The sequence below is a fragment of the Pseudomonas sp. NBRC 111139 genome (assembly GCF_001753955.1).
Classification (GTDB): Bacteria; Pseudomonadota; Gammaproteobacteria; order Pseudomonadales; family Pseudomonadaceae; genus Aquipseudomonas; species Aquipseudomonas alloputida.
Map to the genome: position 1 here is coordinate 1 of NZ_BCBP01000069.1, position 16,526 is coordinate 16,526.

Here is a 16,526-nt window from a genome sequence, read left to right on the forward strand (position 1 = left end):
GCGCCGCGCGGGCGGCGCTGGATTTCCGCCACACCACAAGAATCAAGGCAAGCCCCGCAAAACCGTCAGCGCGGCTCCATGTGGGCAATCATCAACTGCACACTTTCATTGCCGCGAAACTCGTTCACATCCAGTTTGTAAGCCAACTCGACCCAACGCACGGTCGGGTTCGGCCACACTTCGCGATCGACGCCGAAGGCAATGCCATCCAGCCGTACCGAGCCACACTCGCTCTTGAGCACCACCTTCAGGTGCCGTTCGCCAACCACACGCTGCTCCACCAACTGGAACACGCCATGGAACAGCGGCTCAGGGAAGTGCTGGCCCCATGGGCCGGCATGGCGCAGGGCCTTGGCCAGGTCGAGGTGGAACTCCTCTACCGCCAGGCTGCCGTCGGACAACAGCCGGCCGGTCAGGTCTTCTTCGCGCAGTTGACGCCGCACTTCTTCGTCGAAGGCCTCGGCGAATGCCGGGAAGTTGCCTTCTGGCAACGACAAACCGGCAGCCATGGCGTGGCCGCCGAACTTGCTGATCAGCTGCGGGTGGCGCGCGGCCACGGCATCCAGCGCATCGCGAATATGGAAGCCCGGCACCGAGCGCGCCGAACCTTTGAGCATGCCGTCGCCAGCATCAGCGAACGCAATGGTCGGCCGGTGGTAACGTTCCTTCAGACGCGAAGCCAGAATACCGATCACCCCTTGGTGCCAATCGGCATCGAACAGGCACAAGCCGTAGGGCATGGACTCGACCGGCAGGTCCTTGAGCTGGGCCAGGGCCTCGCGCTGCATGCCTTGCTCGATGGACTTGCGGTCCTGGTTCAGGTCGTCCAGCTGCTGGGCCATGTCCTGGGCCAGGGTCGCGTCCTCACACAGCAGGCATTCGATACCCAGGCTCATGTCGTCCAGCCGCCCTGCGGCGTTCAACCGCGGGCCGAGGATGAAGCCGAGGTCGGTCGAGGTGATGCGCCGGTGATCACGGCGGGCCACTTCGAGAATGGCCTTCAGCCCCGGTCGGGCTCGGCCGGCGCGGATGCGCTCGAGGCCTTGGTGCACCAGGATGCGGTTGTTGGCATCCAGCGGTACCACGTCAGCAACACTGCCCAGCGCCACCAGATCGAGCAGTTCGCCAATGTTCGGCTGTGGCTGCGCCTCGTACCGCCCAAGGCTGCGCAAGCGAGCGCGCAGGGCCATCAACACATAGAAGATCACCCCTACCCCGGCCAGGGACTTGCTCGGAAAGCTGCAGCCCGGCTGGTTGGGGTTGATGATGGCATCGGCGTCGGGCAGCTGCTCGCCCGGCAGGTGGTGGTCGGTGACCAGCACCTTGAGCCCGGCGGCCTTGGCGGCTGCCACCCCGTCAACACTGGAAATGCCGTTGTCCACGGTAATCAGTAACTGCGGCTGGCGCTGCAGCGCCACCTCGACGATTTCCGGGGTCAGGCCGTAGCCGTACTCGAAGCGGTTGGGCACCAGGTAATCGACATGGGCCGCACCCAGCAGGCGCAGGCCCAGCACCCCGACGGTGCTGGCGGTGGCACCGTCGGCATCGAAGTCGCCGACGATGAGGATGCGCTGGCGCTGGTCGATGGCTTCGACCAGCAGGTCCACACCGGCCTCGATGCCCTTGAGCTGCTGGTACGGCAGCAGGCGTGCCAGGCTTTTGTCCAGCTCGGCCTCGCTCTGCACGCCGCGCGCGGCGTAAAGGCGGGTCAGCAAGGGTGGCAAGTTACCCAGAAATGGCAGGGTCGGCGGCAGCGGACGAGGTTCGATACGCATGGGTTGCTTCAACCACGCTCACCGAGCAGCCACTGCAGTTGTACTTCATGCTGGCCACGGTCGTCAGTCACGAATACCGTACCTTCACTGATCATCACGTCCCACTTGATGCTACGCGGCATGTCGGTCGCCAGGGTTTCCAGCACTTCTTGCGGCACAGCGGCAATGCTCAGGTTTTTCAGGTTCTTGACCGCGCTCACCACTTTGCCTTCCCACACTCGCAGGCTGCCGTAAGCCAGCAAGCTGGTGCGTTCGGTACGACGCGAGCACCAGGTCAGACGATCGGCATCAGGCTGGCCAACTTCAATCCAGTGCAGCACGCGATCGTCCAGGCTCTTTTCCCACAGCGCTGGCTCATCGACATCCGACAGGCCGCGGCCAAACGACAAGTTCTCGTTGTACCAGAGCGCGTACGCCAACAAACGAACTGCCATGCGCTCTTCGGTTTCCGAAGGGTGCCGTGCGATCGTCTGTTTGACGCTTTCGTAGACGTTGCGATCAAGGTCGGTGAGATTCAATTCGAACTTGTAGGTGGTGGACGGCTGGGCCATGGTCGACGGGCTTCGTGCAAAAGAAAGTGGCACAGTCTACCCCATCCGCACCTTCCATGCCCCGCAGCAGTACCCGGCGTAACCGACGTGTGATAAAACCACGGCTCTGCCCAACTGCCACGGACACCCCATGTCGACGCCCAGCAAACCCCTCGCCGGCCTTAAAGTTGTCGAACTCGGTACCCTGATCGCCGGGCCGTTCGCCTCGCGTATCTGTGCCGAATTCGGCGCCGAAGTGGTCAAGGTCGAATCGCCCGATGGCGGCGACCCGCTGCGCAAGTGGCGCAAGCTGTACGAGGGCACCTCGCTGTGGTGGTTCGTGCAGGCCCGCAACAAGCAGTCGCTCACCCTCAACCTCAAGCACCCCGAGGGCCGCGATATCCTCAAGCGCCTACTGGCCGAGGCCGACATCCTGATCGAAAACTTTCGCCCGGGCGTGCTGGAAAAACTTGGTTTGGGGTGGGATGTGCTGCATGCGCTGAACCCGCGCCTGGTGATGGTGCGCCTGTCGGGCTTTGGCCAGACCGGGCCGATGAAAGACCAGCCAGGCTTCGGTGCCGTAGGCGAGTCAATGGGCGGCCTGCGCTACATCACGGGTTTCGATGACCGCCCGCCGGTGCGAACCGGGATTTCCATCGGGGACTCGATTGCCGCCCTGTGGGGGGTGATCGGCGCGCTGATGGCACTGCGCCACCGGGAAGTCAACGGCGGCCAGGGCCAGGTGGTGGACGTGGCCCTGTACGAGGCGATCTTTGCCATGATGGAGAGCATGGTCCCGGAATTCGATGTGTTCGGCTTCATCCGCGAACGCACCGGCAACATCATGCCAGGCATCACGCCCTCCTCCATCCACACAAGCGCCGACGGCAAGCATGTGCAGATCGGCGCCAACGGTGATGCGATCTTCAAGCGCTTCATGCAGGCCATCGGTCGCGATGACCTCGCCGACGACCCGACCCTGGCCAGCAACGACGGCCGCGACCTGCGTCGTGACGAGCTGTATGGGGTAATCGACCGCTGGGCCAACAGCCTCCCACTGGAGCAACTGATGCAGGTGCTGACCACTGCCGAAGTGCCGGCCAGCCGTATCTATTCGGCCGAAGACATGTTCAACGACCCCCAGTACCTGGCACGCGAGATGTTCCTGCAGGCCAAGCTGCCGGATGGCAAGCCATTCCACATGCCCGGCATCGTGCCCAAGCTGTCGGAAACACCCGGCTCTAGCGAATGGGTCGGCCCGGCCTTGGGCGAGCATACCGAGGCGCTGCTCGGCAGCCTGGGCTACGACGCAGCGGCCATCGCCAGCCTGCGCGCAGCGGGCACGGTCTGATCCTGGCGCTGACCGGTTCCATGTGCGCGCCCCGCTGCCTACGCCACCTGGTCCTGCTCTGCGGGCTGCTACCTGCGTTGCTGTTGCAGCCCGCACATGCCAAGGAGCACCTCTTCTGGCTGGTACGCGACCTGCCACCGTTCACCATTTTTGATGGCCCGGAAGAAGGCCGGGGGGTCATCGACCAGTTGTTACCGCTGCTGATAAGGCAGATGCCCGAGTACGAACACAGCATCGTGCGGGTCAACCGCGCCCGCAGCCTGCAGATGCTGCAAGACCGTGACACCTTCACCTGTGACCCAACCCTGCTGTGGACACCGGAACGGGCCAAATATGTGCATTTTTCTGTTCCATCGCTGGGCGTGCTCAGCGGCGGCCTGGTGTTGCGCAAGGAAAACCAGGCGCTGGTGGCACCCTACCTCGACGGCCAGCAGGTGGACCTGCATGGCCTGCTGAGCAAGGCCCCGCTAAAGCTTGGGATTGTCGCGGAACGCAGCTACGGCACGCAGATTGACAGCATCTTGCGCCAGTTACCCGACAGCGCGCTCAGCCGCCACTACGGCAACGAGGCCACCGCCAACCTGCTGCAGATGCAGCAGTTGGGGCGCCTGCGCCTCGTGCTCGGCTACTGGCCTGAAGTGCGCTACCTGATCCAACAACAAGGCGGGTCACTGGCTGACTACCAGTTTCATGCTGTGCAGGGCGTGGATCGCTACCAGTTTCTGCATGTGGGGTGTTCAGACAGCGAATTGGGGCGTGCGGCAGTTGCCCACATCGACCAGTTGCTGCCCACCCTGCGCCGGGATGTGTTGCCAGGGTTGTATGCCCGCTGGCTGGACCTGGCATTGCGGGAGGACTATCTGGAGGAAAGCCGGCGCTTCTTTGAGGACAAATAAGCCCAACCGGTCTGCACCGTCGTTGCAGGAGCAGCCGAGGGATACGTGCCTGCCCAGAAAAAGAAACCCCAGGCGCTGGGGAAGACGCCCGGGGCCAAGCGAAAGCCCTTGAGGACTTCCCGTGGCAGCCTTGCCAGCGCCGGAGCAAAGCACTGGCTGGCTGCCCCTACACTGTCTGATAGGCCACTCAGGCAAAGGTTCCCTGCGGTTGTTGGCGATGCTGCAATGCCGCGATCACACAAGGCTGCAACCGCCCCTCAGCTATCTGCAAGTCTCGATGCAAGCCGTCTACGAGGTCGATCAGCAGGCGTTGCTCCTGCAATTGGCGCTCGCTGACCGTGCGCCGCAAGGTAATACCTGAGAGGGGGTCGTGAACGGTCAGTTGACGATTACCACTGGGATCGGCGATGCCGAGGTGGGTCTGATAGGGCGTCAGGGCTTCGTTGAGCAGGCTGCAGATTCTTTCCATCCGGATCACTCGCTGCGTGGTGGGACCTAAAGTAACTGACCAACAGGCGCCGCAGAAAGTTCGTCAAACCGCGCCCGCTTCAGTGAGCATGCGGGGCTGGCATGACAGTTTGAATACGCGACCCTGGGCGCACCTGCAGTGTTTGCAAGGCGTGCTGCAGGCGTGGCATCGACAGCGGCCAGGGCAACTCGTCGAGCACCCACATGCCACATTTTCTGGCCTCCTGGGCAAGGTTTTGACGCGTTGGGGCAGGCTGGCCGACGAACAGCAATGCGCGCACTCGTCGCTGCTGGGCGAGCAAAGCAAGGCCGGCCCGGGCTGGCATGGCGTGGTCAAGGATCAGCAAGTCAGGGCGACGCTCAGCGCAGAGGCAGGCGTCGAGGTCAGCGACGCTTTCGCTGATGCGCACGTTGAAGACGCCTTGGCCATTGAGGGCCTGGTGCAAGAGGATCTGGTGGGATGGGCGAGCCTGGTGAATCAACACATAGGGCTGGTGCATGAGCCGCTCCTGATGGGAGGACCGGCTAATTTATGCTTGGCGCCCGGCAGGCTGAATAGGATGTTTCTGATAGACCGGAGGGAAAAGGCTGAGACGTTGGGGCTGCGCTGCAGCCCCAAACGCCATGCAATTACAGCGGCTTGCCGCGGTTGCCGTGCTGGCTGACAAAGCCCTGTACAGCCTTCAGGTCATTGGCCAGGACCGTGCAACGCTCTTCACGGCTGAACAGGTCGCTGAGGTGCGCGGGTAGCTCCAACGCCTTGCCCACACCGGCCTTCTCCACCGCGTCCGGGAACTTGACCGGGTGCGCGGTACCCAGCACCACCATTGGCGTGTCCAGGCTGCGGCGGCACTCGCGGGCAGCCTTCACGCCGATTGCGGTATGCGGGTCGAGCACTTCACCGGTGGCGGCGAACACTTCTGCGATGGTCTCGCAGGTTTGCTCGTCGCTGACAGCCAGCGAGTCGAACAGTTGGCGGGCTTCGGTCCAGCGGTCTTGCTCGACGCTGAAGCCGCCACCTTGCTTGAAGTTGGCCATCAGCTCGGCAATCGCACCGCCGTTGCGACCATGCAGGTCGAACAGCAGGCGCTCGAAGTTGGACGAGACCATGATGTCCATCGACGGCGACAGGGTCGCGTGCAGGGTTTCCTTGACGTACTGGTTGCCGCTCATGAAGCGGTGCAGGATGTCGTTGCGGTTGGTGGCGACGATCAATTGGCTGACCGGCAGGCCCATGTTGCGCGCCAGGTAGCCGGCGAAGATGTCGCCGAAGTTGCCGGTCGGTACCGAGAACGCCACCGAGCGCGCCGGGCCGCCCAGCTGCAGGGCTGCATGGAAGTAGTAGACGATCTGGGCCATGATCCGCGCCCAGTTGATCGAGTTGACGGCGACCAGGCGGGTGCCCTTGAGGAACGACTGGTCGGCGAAACTGGCCTTGACCATTTCCTGGCAGTCGTCGAAGTTGCCTTCGATGGCGATGTTGTGGATGTTGTCGCCAAAGATGGTAGTCATCTGACGGCGCTGCACTTCCGATACACGCTGGTGCGGGTGCAGGATGAAGATGTCGACGTTGTCGCAACGGCGGCAGCCTTCGATTGCAGCGGAACCGGTATCACCGCTGGTGGCACCGATGATGACCACGCGCTCGTTGCGCTTGGCCAGCACATGGTCAAGCAGGCGACCGAGCAACTGCAGGGCAAAGTCCTTGAACGCCAGGGTCGGGCCGTGGAACAGCTCCAGCACCCACTCGTTGCTGTTCAGCTGACGCAACGGGGCGACCGCAGCGTGGGCGAACTCGCCGTAGGTTTCTTCGAGTATCTTCTTGAAGTCGGCGTCGGCGATGCTGCCCTCGACGAACGGACGCATCACGCGGAAGGCCAGCTCGTGGTAGGGCAAGCCGGCCCACGAGGCGATTTCTTCCTGGGTGAAGCGTGGCAGGTTTTCCGGCACGTAGAGGCCGCCGTCGCTGGCCAGGCCAGCCAGCAGCACGTCTTCGAAATTCAGGGCCGGTGCCTGGCCGCGGGTACTGATATAGCGCATGGGTGCAAACCTTCGATGCTGGGGCCGGGGCCGCGCGGGCGGCCCATCGGCAATATTTGTTAGTTGAGCTGCTCGACGCGAATGCGCACAACCTTGCCGACCACGTCCTGCAGGGCTTCCAGGGCGACGATGGCGTCATTGATACGCTGCTCGACCACGCCATGGGTCACCAGGATCATTGGCACCAGGCCATCCTGTTCCTCGGCTTCCTTCTGCATGATCGACTCGATGTTGATACCGCGCTCCGAGAGGATGCTGGCGACCTGGGCCAGAACGCCCGGGTGATCCTTGGCCTGGATACGCAGGTAGTAGGCGCTTTCGCAGGCTTCGATCGGCAGGATCGGGTGGGCCGACAGCGAGTCTGGCTGGAAGGCCAGGTGCGGCACACGGTTTTCCGGGTCGGAGGTCATGGCACGGACCACGTCGACCAGGTCGCCGACCACTGACGAAGCGGTAGGCTCCATACCCGCGCCGGCACCGTAGTACAGGGTGGAGCCAGCAGCATCACCGTTGACCATGACAGCGTTCATCACGCCGTTGACGTTGGCGATCAGACGGTCGGCCGGGATCAGCGTCGGGTGCACGCGCAGCTCGATACCTTCGGCGGTGCGACGCGCCACACCCAGGTGCTTGATGCGGTAGCCCAAGGCCTCGGCGTAGTTCACGTCTGCCGTTGTCAGCTGGGTGATACCTTCGGTGTAGGCCTTGTCGAACTGCAGCGGGATACCGAACGCGATGGACGCCAGGATCGTCAGCTTGTGCGCAGCGTCGATGCCTTCTACGTCAAAGGTCGGGTCGGCTTCGGCGTAGCCCAGCGCCTGAGCTTCGGCCAGCACGTCCGGGAAGGCACGGCCCTTCTCACGCATTTCGGTGAGGATGAAGTTGCCAGTGCCGTTGATGATGCCAGCCAGCCAGTTGATGCGGTTGGCCGACAGGCCTTCGCGGATGGCCTTGATCACCGGGATGCCACCGGCTACGGCCGCCTCGAAAGCGACAATCACGCCCTTCTCGCGAGCTTTGGCGAAGATTTCGTTGCCGTGCACGGCAATCAGCGCCTTGTTGGCAGTGACCACGTGCTTGCCGTTTTCGATGGCCTTCAGCACCAGGTCGCGGGCGATGGTATAGCCACCGATCAGCTCGATGACAATGTCGATCTCCGGGTTGCTTGCAACTTCGAACACGTCAGCGGTAATGGGGGTACCGGTAATCTGGCAGTTCGGGTTCTGCGAGCGCATGGCGATCTGTGCCACTTCAATACCGCGCCCGGCACGGCGGGCAATCTCCTCGGCGTTGCGCTGAAGTACATTGAAGGTTCCGCCACCGACGGTCCCCAACCCACAGATGCCTACTTTGACCGGTTTCACTGTGAACTCCCCATTGAACGGCCGACACGTTTGCCGACCGTGAAACTTGCCGTCACCCCATGACGACGGCGTACTGAACTGGATTACTTGGCAAGTGCCAGCTTGGCGACCTGCGGTGCCGGCTGGTAGCCCGGAATGACCTGGCCGCTTTCAAGAACAATGGCCGGCGTGCCGTTGACACCGATCGACTGACCCAGCTGGAACTGCTTGCTGACCGGGTTGGTGCACTTGGCGGCCTTGATTTCTTCACCTTCGACCATTTTGTCCATCGCCCCACGGCGGTCGCTGGAGCACCACACCGCCTGCAACTGCTGGTCACCCGCCGAACCGAGGCCCTGACGCGGGAAGGCGACATAGCGCACTTCGATACCGCGACGGTTCAACTCAGGCACTTCGGCGTGCAGTTTGTGGCAGTACGGGCAGGTAGTGTCGGTGAACACGGTGATGTGCGACTTGGTCTCGCCTTTGGCAGGATAAACCACCATCTCGGCGGCTGGAATGCCGTTGATGAGCTTGGCGATACCTTGGCGTTCGGTTTTTTCGGTGAGGTTGACCGGCTTGCCGTCCTGGATCTGGAACAGGTAGCCCTGCATCACGAACTGGCCGTCAGCGCTGGCGTACAGCACGCGGCCGCCCTGCAGCTTGACTTCATACAGGCCGTTGAGCGGGCTGCTGGCCACGCTTTCCACGGGCACTTCCAACTCGAGGTTCTGCAACGATTTACGGATGGCCTGCTCGGCACCGGCGTTGCTATCGGTTGCCGCGGCAACGGCAAAGGTACTGGCCAGCGCCAACGCGGCGGCGGCGAAAAACTGGGTCACGCGCATGGGAACTCCTGAAGGCGGACAGGGGCCGGAGGGCGCCACCTGCGGAAAATACGCGGTGACCGTGCGGCCCTTGGTGCAAACCGCTCAAGCCTACCACATCACGCTGCCCGTGAAGGGGGTCGCAAGGACCGGTCGGCGGAACATGAAAAACATTCATCCACGCGGGTGGTGCTGGGCGTGCAACTGCTGCAGGCGGGCCTTGGCGACGTGGGTATAGATCTGCGTGGTCGACAGGTCACTGTGGCCCAGCAGCATCTGCACCACCCGCAAGTCGGCACCGTGGTTGAGCAGGTGGGTGGCGAAGGCATGCCGCAAGGTGTGCGGCGACAGCGGCTTGTCGATGCCGGCAACCCGTGCGTGGTGTTTGATACGGTGCCAGAAGGTCTGGCGCGTCATCTGCTCGCCGCGCTGACTGGGGAACAGCACGTCGCTGGGACGGCCATTGAGCAGTTCGGCGCGACCATCGCGCTGGTAGCGCTCCAACCACACCACCGCCTCTTCACCCATGGGCACCAGGCGTTCCTTGCTGCCCTTGCCCATCACCCGCAGCACACCCTGGCGCAGGTTGACCTGGTCGAGGGTCAGGCTGACCAGTTCGGTAACCCGAAGGCCGCACGCGTAGAGCACTTCGAGCATGGCACGGTCGCGTTGGCCAATGGCTTCGCCCAGGTCCGGAGCCTGCAACAGGGCTTCGACGTCGGCTTCGGACAGCGACTTGGGTAGCGGCTTGCCCAATTGCGGCATGTCGACCTGCAGGGTCGGGTCGATGGCCACCAGCTTTTCCCGCAGCAGGTAACGGAAAAAGCCGCGCAGACCGGAGAGGAAACGCGCCGTGGAACGTGGCTTGTAGCCCTGATCCAGGCGCCAGGCCAGGTGATCGAGGATCAGGTCGCGGCCGGCGTCTGGCAGCGATACCGAATGCTCCTGCAGCCAGCCATTGAACAGGGCCAGGTCGCTGCGGTAGGACACGCGGGTGTTGTCGGACAGGCCTTTTTCCAGCCATAGGGCGTCAAGGAACTGGTCGATCAGGGGGTGGTCGAGGGCGGGCATGAAATCTCGGTGGCAAACGACGAAATGGCGCTTAGTCTTTCATAACAACGTCGGCATAGGGAGCCCGCATGAGCGAACAGCAGATCCTTCTGAGTGTGGGCGGCATCGGCGCAGCAGCGCTCGCCTGCCAGTGGCTGGCCTGGCGCCTGAAGCTGCCGGCAATTCTGTTTCTGTTGTTGGCCGGGATCCTTGCCGGTCCAGCGCTGGGATGGCTCGATCCCGAGGCGCTGTTCGGCCCATTGCTGATGCCGCTGGTGTCGCTGGCGGTGGCGCTGATCCTGTTCGAAGGCAGCCTGACCCTGCACCTGTCGCAGTGGCGCGAGATCGGCAGCGTGGTGCATCGCCTGGTCACGGTAGGTGCACTGGTCACCTGGCTGGTGATTGCACTGGCAACCCACTGGCTGCTCGGGTTCGACTGGCCGCTGGCGATTCTTTTCGGCACCCTGACGCTGGTGACCGGCCCCACGGTGATCGTGCCGATGCTGCGCGTGGTGCGGCCAAAGTCTGCGATCGCGAACATCCTGCGCTGGGAAGGGATCATGATCGACCCCATCGGCGCGCTGCTCGCCGTGGTGGTATACAGCTTCATCATCGCCAGCGCCGAGGGTAACGGCCTGAGCCAGAGCCTTATCACTTTTGCCGGTGTGATCTTCTGCGGTACCGCCCTGGGCGCGGCAGGGGGCTGGGTACTGGGGCAAATCATGCGCGAACAGTGGCTACCAGAATATCTGCACAATCTCGCGTCTTTGGCGGCGGTACTGGGCATTTTCATCGCCGCCAACCAGATCGTGCACGAGTCCGGGCTGCTGGCGGTGACCGTGATGGGCATGTGGCTGGCCAACATGCGCGGGGTTGATGTGCGGCAAATCCTGCACTTCAAGGAAAACCTCAGTGTGCTGCTGATATCCGGCCTGTTCATCCTGCTGGCTGCACGCCTTGACCTGCATGCCCTGCTGGGCCTTGGCCCTGCTGTGCTGGCATTGTTGCTGGTGATCCAGCTGCTGGCACGTCCGCTCAACGTTTGGCTGGCCACACTGGGCTCGACACTCAACTGGCGGGAGCGCGCGCTGCTGGCCTGGATTGCGCCACGCGGCATCGTTGCTGCGGCCGTTTCCGCTATTTTTGCCATCCGCCTGCACCAGGCCGGCCACCAGGATGCCTTGCTGCTGGTACCGTTGACCTTCGCGGTAATCATTGGCACGGTGGTACTGCAAAGCGCCACGGCCAGGCCGCTGGCACGCTTGCTCAAGGTCGCCGAACCGGCACCCAGCGGGTTTCTCATCGTCGGTGCCAACGAACCGGCCCGGGCCATCGCCAAAGCCCTTCAACAATTGGGCTGCCGGGTTTTGCTGACGGACTCCAGCTGGGAAAACATCCGCGCCGCACGCATGGACGGGCTCACGACCTACTTTGGCAACCCGGCCTCGCAGCATGCCGACGCCCATCTGGACCTGGTCGGCCTCGGGCACTTGCTGGGCCTCTCTCCCGCCGGCGAAATCAATGCCCTGGCCTGCGCCAGGTTCCGTCATGATTTCGGCCACAGCCGGCTGTTCGTGCTAGCCAGTGGCCTGGAGAAACAACGTAGCGACAAGCATCGGGCGGCCGAAGAACACCGTGGGCATCTATTGGGGGCCAAGCCGATGACCTACCTGCAACTGGCCAACCGTCTGCATCAAGGCGCCGAGCTGTATAGCACCAACCTGACCGAAGGCTTTGGCTGGGATGCCTACCAGGCACTGCATGGCGAACGGGCAAACTTGCTGTTCGCGCGCGATGGCCATGGCTGGGTCCATGTAGCCAGCCCTGATAACCCGTTGCAGCCACAACCGGGCTGGACCTTGGTGGCATTGATCGAGCCAGCAGCGCAACCGTAATGCTCAGGTGCCTGGCAGCACGGGCACCGGGCGCTTGTCCTCGTCAATGGCGACGAAGCTGAACACCCCATGGATTGCCCGATCACGGCCATCCAGGTACATGTTCTCGACAAACACATCCACCTGCACCTGCAAGCTGGTATTGCCGACCTTGATCACCGTCCCCACCAGCTCGACGATCGAGCCCGCCGGAATCGGGTGCTTGAAATCGATGCGGTCTGTAGACACGGTCACCAATGGCAGGCGGCAGAAACGCGTGGCAGCGATGAACGACACTTCGTCCATCCAGGCCAGGGCGGTGCCGCCGAACAGGGTGTTGTGGTGGTTGGTGGTATTGGGGAACACCGCCTTGGTCACGCGGGTCACCGACAGTTCGGTGCGGCGCTGGATTTCCTGGTCTCGGGTCGTCATGGCAATCACATTTTCGGGGTTTCAAAACGCAAAAAAGCAGCCCGAAGGCTGCTTTTTTCTCGCTAGGCGGCCTCGGCCACCGGGCAAACTGCACTCAGGACAGTTTTTCCTTGATGCGAGCGGCTTTGCCGGACAGGTCGCGCAGGTAGTACAGCTTGGCTTTACGCACGTCACCACGACGTTTCACGGCCAGGCTGTCGATTTGCGGGCTGTAGGTCTGGAAGGTACGCTCTACGCCAACGCCGCTGGAGATCTTGCGCACGGTGAAGGCGCTGTTCAGACCGCGGTTACGCTTGGCGATAACGACGCCTTCGAACGCCTGCAGACGGGAACGCTCACCTTCCTTCACTTTAACCTGAACGACAACGGTGTCGCCTGGTGCGAAGGTTGGGATTTCCTTGCTCATCTGCTCGGCTTCGAGCTGCTGGATGATCTTGTTGGTCATGCTGTGCTCCTAAGATGGATACGCGATCCACCATCGATACGTTTAACTATCGTCCCGCTCGCGGAGATATTCCTCGAGCAGCTTCTTCTCTTCTCCAGAAAGCGAGCGACTTTCCAGAAGATCGGCGCGTCGTTCGAAGGTCCTACCAAGGGACTGCTTCATCCTCCAACGCCGGATATGTGCATGGTTGCCACTTAGCAACACGTCGGGAACACGCTGATCCGCATACACCTCAGGCCGGGTGTAGTGCGGGCAATCGAGCAGACCGTCGGTGAAGGAATCTTCTTCCGCCGAGTCCACATGCCCTAAAGCTCCGGGCAGCAGTCGCGTAACCGCATCGATCAGTACCATGGCCGGCAGCTCGCCACCGGAAAGCACATAGTCGCCAATCGACCACTCCTCATCGACATGAGCCTCGATAAAGCGCTCGTCGATGCCTTCATAACGACCGGCGATCAGGATCAACGATTCCTGTTCGGCCAGGCCTTTGACCGCCTGCTGAGTCAGCTTGCGGCCTTGTGGCGAAAGGTAGATCACCTTCGCCGCTGCTCCGGTCGCCTGCCTGGCGCTAACCAAGGCGTCTTCCAGAGGCTTGATTTTCATCACCATGCCCGGACCACCGCCAAACGGCCGATCATCTACCGTGTGGTGACGATCTGTGGTGTAGTCCCGCGGGTTCCAGCAAGTCACCTGAAGCAACCCTTGTTTCACCGCGCGGCTGGTAATGCCGTACTCCGTGATGGCCGAGAACATCTCGGGGAACAACGTGATGACGTCTACGCGAAGGTTACCCATCGTTTAGAAGTCCGCGTCCCATTCGACCCGCATCACGCCTGCTTCGAGGTCGATTGCCAGCACACATTGCTCCGTATAGGGCAACAGACGCTCGCGATCATCCAGGCTGCCTGCGCAGGGCTTGACCACCATTACATCGTTCGCACCGGTCTCCAACAGGTGATCGACCTTGCCGAACAGTTGTTCGTCCTGGTTGATGACCTTCAGACCTACCAACTGGTACCAGTAGTACTCGTCGGCAGCCAGGTTGGGCAAAAGGCTCCGCGGGATGCAGATTTCGTAACCGCTCAGAAGACGGGCTTCATCGCGATCGTCGAGACCTTTCAGCTTCACGACCAGGCCCTTTTGGGAGCCACGACCGCTGACCAGCTCGACCTGCTTTACCTTGCCTTCGTGCCGAAGCGTCCAGCGTGGATAATCCAACAGGTTTTCAATCGGATCGGTAAAGGAATACACCTTCACCTCGCCGCGAACGCCGTGAACCGAAAAAATCTTGCCAACGACGATGAGGTCGTCAGCCTTTTCTGGCGTCGCGTTCATACTATTCAGGCAGCGGCCTTGGCAGCTTCCTTCAGCAGCTGAGCAACACGCTCAGACGGCTGTGCACCCTGGCTCAGCCAGTAGGTGACGCGCTCTTGGTTGACCGACAGCTTAACTTCGGCGCCAGCAGCGATTGGGTTGAAGAAACCTACGCGCTCAACGAAACGGCCGTCACGGGCGTTACGCGAGTTGGTCACGGTCAGGTGGTAGAATGGGCGCTTTTTCGAGCCGCCACGGGCCAGACGAATGGTTACCATGTGAACATCGTTCCTATAGTCGGTGCTGCAGTTGATACAGCAGCTGGTACTGCAAATCTGAATGCCAAATAGGCACACGGGTGCCCAAAAGGCCGCATATTCTCGGGGAATACACGGACATTTGCAAATGACTTTTTCGGCAAGGCCTCGCCCTGCCGTCCAGATTTGCCGGTTGCGCCGCGAAATTCGCGGCTGTTGCCCCGCTACAGCGGGGGTTCTGGGCGCTTGCCCGACAAAAGGCAGGCACCCGAATCAGGGGTTACAGCTTTGGCATGCCGCCACCTGGCAGCATCCCACCGAGGCCGCGCATCATCTTGGCCATGCCGCCTTTGGCAGAAAACTTCTTCATCATCTTCTGCATCTGCTTGTGCTGCTTGATCAGCCGGCCGATGTCCTGCACCTGGGTACCGGACCCCAACGCAATACGGCGCTTGCGCGAACCGCTGATCAGGTCAGGGTCGCGGCGCTCGGCCGGGGTCATGGAGTTGATGATCGCTTCCATTTGCTTGAACTGCTTTTCGGCCGCGCCCTGGGCGTTGCCCATTTGTGACAGGTTGACCCCGCCGATGCTTGGCAGCTTGTCCATCAGGCCGCCGAGGCCGCCCATGTTCTTCATTTGCTGCAGCTGGTCACGGAAGTCTTCGAGGTCGAAGCCCTTGCCCTTCTTCAGCTTCTTGGCCAGCTTGTCGGCCTTGGCCTTGTCGATGGTCTGCTCAGCCTGCTCGATCAGACTGAGCACGTCGCCCATGCCGAGGATGCGCGAAGCGACGCGGTCGGGGTGGAACGGCTCGAGGGCCTCGGTCTTCTCACCCATACCGATGAACTTGATCGGTTTGCCGGTGATTGCACGTACCGACAGCGCAGCACCGCCACGGGCGTCACCGTCGACCTTGGTCAGCACCACACCGGTCAGCGGCAGCGCCTCGCCAAAGGCCTTGGCGGTGTTGGCAGCGTCCTGGCCGGTCATGGCGTCGACCACGAACAGCGTCTCGATCGGTTTGACGGCAGCGTGCAGCGCCTTGATCTCGTCCATCATGTCGGCGTCGATGTGCAGACGGCCGGCGGTGTCGACGATGACCACGTCGATGAACTTCAGCCTGGCTTCACGGATGGCGGCTTCGGCGATGGCCACCGGCTTCTGGCTGATATCGGACGGGAAGAAGGTGACGCCGATATCGTTGGCCAGTGTTTCCAACTGCTTGATTGCCGCCGGACGATAGACGTCGGCAGACACCACCATCACGCTCTTTTTCTTGCGCTCTTTAAGAAAGCGCGCCAGCTTGCCGGCGGTGGTGGTCTTACCGGCGCCCTGCAGGCCCGCCATCAGCACGACAGCAGGCGGGGCGGCGTTCAGTGCGAGGTCTTCGTTGGCCGCGCCCATCAGGCTTTCCAGCTCGGCCTGGACGATCTTCACGAAGGCCTGGCCCGGGGTCAGGCTGCGCGACACCTCGGTACCGACCGCACGATCCTTGACGCTGTTGACGAAATCCTTGACGACCGGCAGGGCAACGTCGGCCTCGAGCAGCGCCATGCGCACTTCGCGCAGCGTGTCCTTGATGTTGTCTTCAGTCAGCTTGGCCTTGCCGGTGACATGGCGCAGCGTCTGTGACAGGCGGTCGGTCAGGTTTTCGAACATGGTGATCCTTTCAGGCCCAGTAAAGCCGAGGTTTGTCAGGTGCCAGGGGGGAAATACACACCCGCCGGGCACAGCAAGGCGGCGATTATAGCGAAGTGCAGCGGCGACGCACACCTTGGTAGATATTCGGTGGCTGTGCTGGCCTCTTCGCGGGCGCGCCCGCTCCCGCAGGATCTTCACGGCTTGCAGGCCTGGGCCGTACCTGTGGGAGCGGGCGTGCCCGCGAATGCCCTGACACAACCCTTCAGTCTTCCTAGAGCGGCAGAA

General features: G+C 62.3%; 17 protein-coding genes. 3 read left to right on the top strand and 14 right to left on the bottom strand.

Going from position 1 to position 16,526, the window contains the following annotated elements:
* Positions 1–65: 65 nt before the first annotated feature.
* Both recJ and BJQ17_RS24180 read right to left on the bottom strand, forming a co-directional pair.
* Positions 66–1,775, bottom strand: a complete 1,710-nt coding sequence (recJ, locus tag BJQ17_RS24175) for a single-stranded-DNA-specific exonuclease RecJ (protein WP_003252171.1) — start codon at positions 1,773–1,775, stop codon at positions 66–68.
* Between the two features lie 8 nt (positions 1,776–1,783).
* Positions 1,784–2,326 (bottom strand): YaeQ family protein, encoded by a 543-nt coding sequence (locus BJQ17_RS24180; protein WP_003252169.1) that lies wholly within the window; start codon positions 2,324–2,326, stop codon positions 1,784–1,786.
* 130 nt (positions 2,327–2,456) lie between these two features.
* Between BJQ17_RS24180 and BJQ17_RS24185 the strand changes: the two genes are divergently transcribed.
* The gene (locus tag BJQ17_RS24185) at positions 2,457–3,656 is read left to right on the top strand and encodes a CaiB/BaiF CoA-transferase family protein (RefSeq protein WP_003252168.1); all 1,200 of its coding nucleotides are present in this window, start codon (positions 2,457–2,459) and stop codon (positions 3,654–3,656) included.
* Between the two features lie 20 nt (positions 3,657–3,676).
* Positions 3,677–4,552 (top strand): TIGR02285 family protein, encoded by an 876-nt coding sequence (locus tag BJQ17_RS24190; RefSeq protein ID WP_003252166.1) that lies wholly within the window; start codon positions 3,677–3,679, stop codon positions 4,550–4,552.
* A gap of 187 nt (positions 4,553–4,739) precedes the next feature.
* Here the strand turns inward: BJQ17_RS24190 and BJQ17_RS24195 are convergent, their stop codons facing one another.
* From BJQ17_RS24195 to xerD, 6 genes are all read right to left on the bottom strand, one after another.
* On the bottom strand, positions 4,740–5,021 hold the full coding sequence (locus BJQ17_RS24195; protein WP_003252163.1) for a DUF3509 domain-containing protein: 282 nt from the start codon (positions 5,019–5,021) through the stop codon (positions 4,740–4,742).
* Positions 5,022–5,100: 79 nt separating this feature from the next.
* Positions 5,101–5,520, bottom strand: coding sequence for a response regulator (locus BJQ17_RS24200; protein WP_004575449.1), 420 nt, complete (start codon positions 5,518–5,520; stop codon positions 5,101–5,103).
* Positions 5,521–5,650: 130 nt separating this feature from the next.
* The gene (gene thrC / locus BJQ17_RS24205) at positions 5,651–7,060 is read right to left on the bottom strand and encodes a threonine synthase (RefSeq protein WP_070096770.1); all 1,410 of its coding nucleotides are present in this window, start codon (positions 7,058–7,060) and stop codon (positions 5,651–5,653) included.
* Positions 7,061–7,119: 59 nt separating this feature from the next.
* Entirely contained in the window at positions 7,120–8,424 is a 1,305-nt protein-coding gene (locus tag BJQ17_RS24210; protein ID WP_003252157.1) for a homoserine dehydrogenase, read from the bottom strand.
* An 83-nt stretch (positions 8,425–8,507) separates the two neighbouring features.
* A complete protein-coding gene (locus BJQ17_RS24215; protein WP_003252155.1) occupies positions 8,508–9,251 on the bottom strand; it encodes a thioredoxin fold domain-containing protein in 744 nt (247 codons plus the stop codon).
* A gap of 153 nt (positions 9,252–9,404) precedes the next feature.
* Positions 9,405–10,301, bottom strand: a complete 897-nt coding sequence (gene xerD, locus BJQ17_RS24220) for a site-specific tyrosine recombinase XerD (protein ID WP_003252154.1) — start codon at positions 10,299–10,301, stop codon at positions 9,405–9,407.
* A 68-nt stretch (positions 10,302–10,369) separates the two neighbouring features.
* Between xerD and BJQ17_RS24225 the strand changes: the two genes are divergently transcribed.
* Positions 10,370–12,175 (top strand): sodium:proton antiporter, encoded by a 1,806-nt coding sequence (locus tag BJQ17_RS24225; protein ID WP_004575448.1) that lies wholly within the window; start codon positions 10,370–10,372, stop codon positions 12,173–12,175.
* Between the two features lie 3 nt (positions 12,176–12,178).
* Here the strand turns inward: BJQ17_RS24225 and BJQ17_RS24230 are convergent, their stop codons facing one another.
* The 6 genes from BJQ17_RS24230 to ffh form a co-directional block, all read right to left on the bottom strand.
* Positions 12,179–12,586 (bottom strand): acyl-CoA thioesterase, encoded by a 408-nt coding sequence (locus BJQ17_RS24230; protein WP_003252150.1) that lies wholly within the window; start codon positions 12,584–12,586, stop codon positions 12,179–12,181.
* A gap of 94 nt (positions 12,587–12,680) precedes the next feature.
* Positions 12,681–13,031: a 50S ribosomal protein L19 gene (gene rplS / locus BJQ17_RS24235; protein ID WP_003252148.1), complete on the bottom strand. Its 351-nt coding sequence runs from the start codon at positions 13,029–13,031 to the stop codon at positions 12,681–12,683.
* Between the two features lie 42 nt (positions 13,032–13,073).
* Entirely contained in the window at positions 13,074–13,826 is a 753-nt protein-coding gene (gene trmD / locus BJQ17_RS24240; RefSeq protein ID WP_003252146.1) for a tRNA (guanosine(37)-N1)-methyltransferase TrmD, read from the bottom strand.
* 3 nt (positions 13,827–13,829) lie between these two features.
* Positions 13,830–14,366 carry a ribosome maturation factor RimM gene (gene rimM, locus BJQ17_RS24245; protein WP_003252144.1) on the bottom strand — a complete coding sequence of 179 codons (537 nt, stop codon included), beginning with the start codon at positions 14,364–14,366 and terminating at the stop codon, positions 13,830–13,832.
* A gap of 5 nt (positions 14,367–14,371) precedes the next feature.
* Positions 14,372–14,623, bottom strand: a complete 252-nt coding sequence (gene rpsP / locus BJQ17_RS24250; protein WP_003252142.1) for a 30S ribosomal protein S16 — start codon at positions 14,621–14,623, stop codon at positions 14,372–14,374.
* 259 nt (positions 14,624–14,882) lie between these two features.
* On the bottom strand, positions 14,883–16,259 hold the full coding sequence (ffh, locus tag BJQ17_RS24255; RefSeq protein ID WP_070096771.1) for a signal recognition particle protein: 1,377 nt from the start codon (positions 16,257–16,259) through the stop codon (positions 14,883–14,885).
* Positions 16,260–16,526 lie beyond the last annotated feature (267 nt).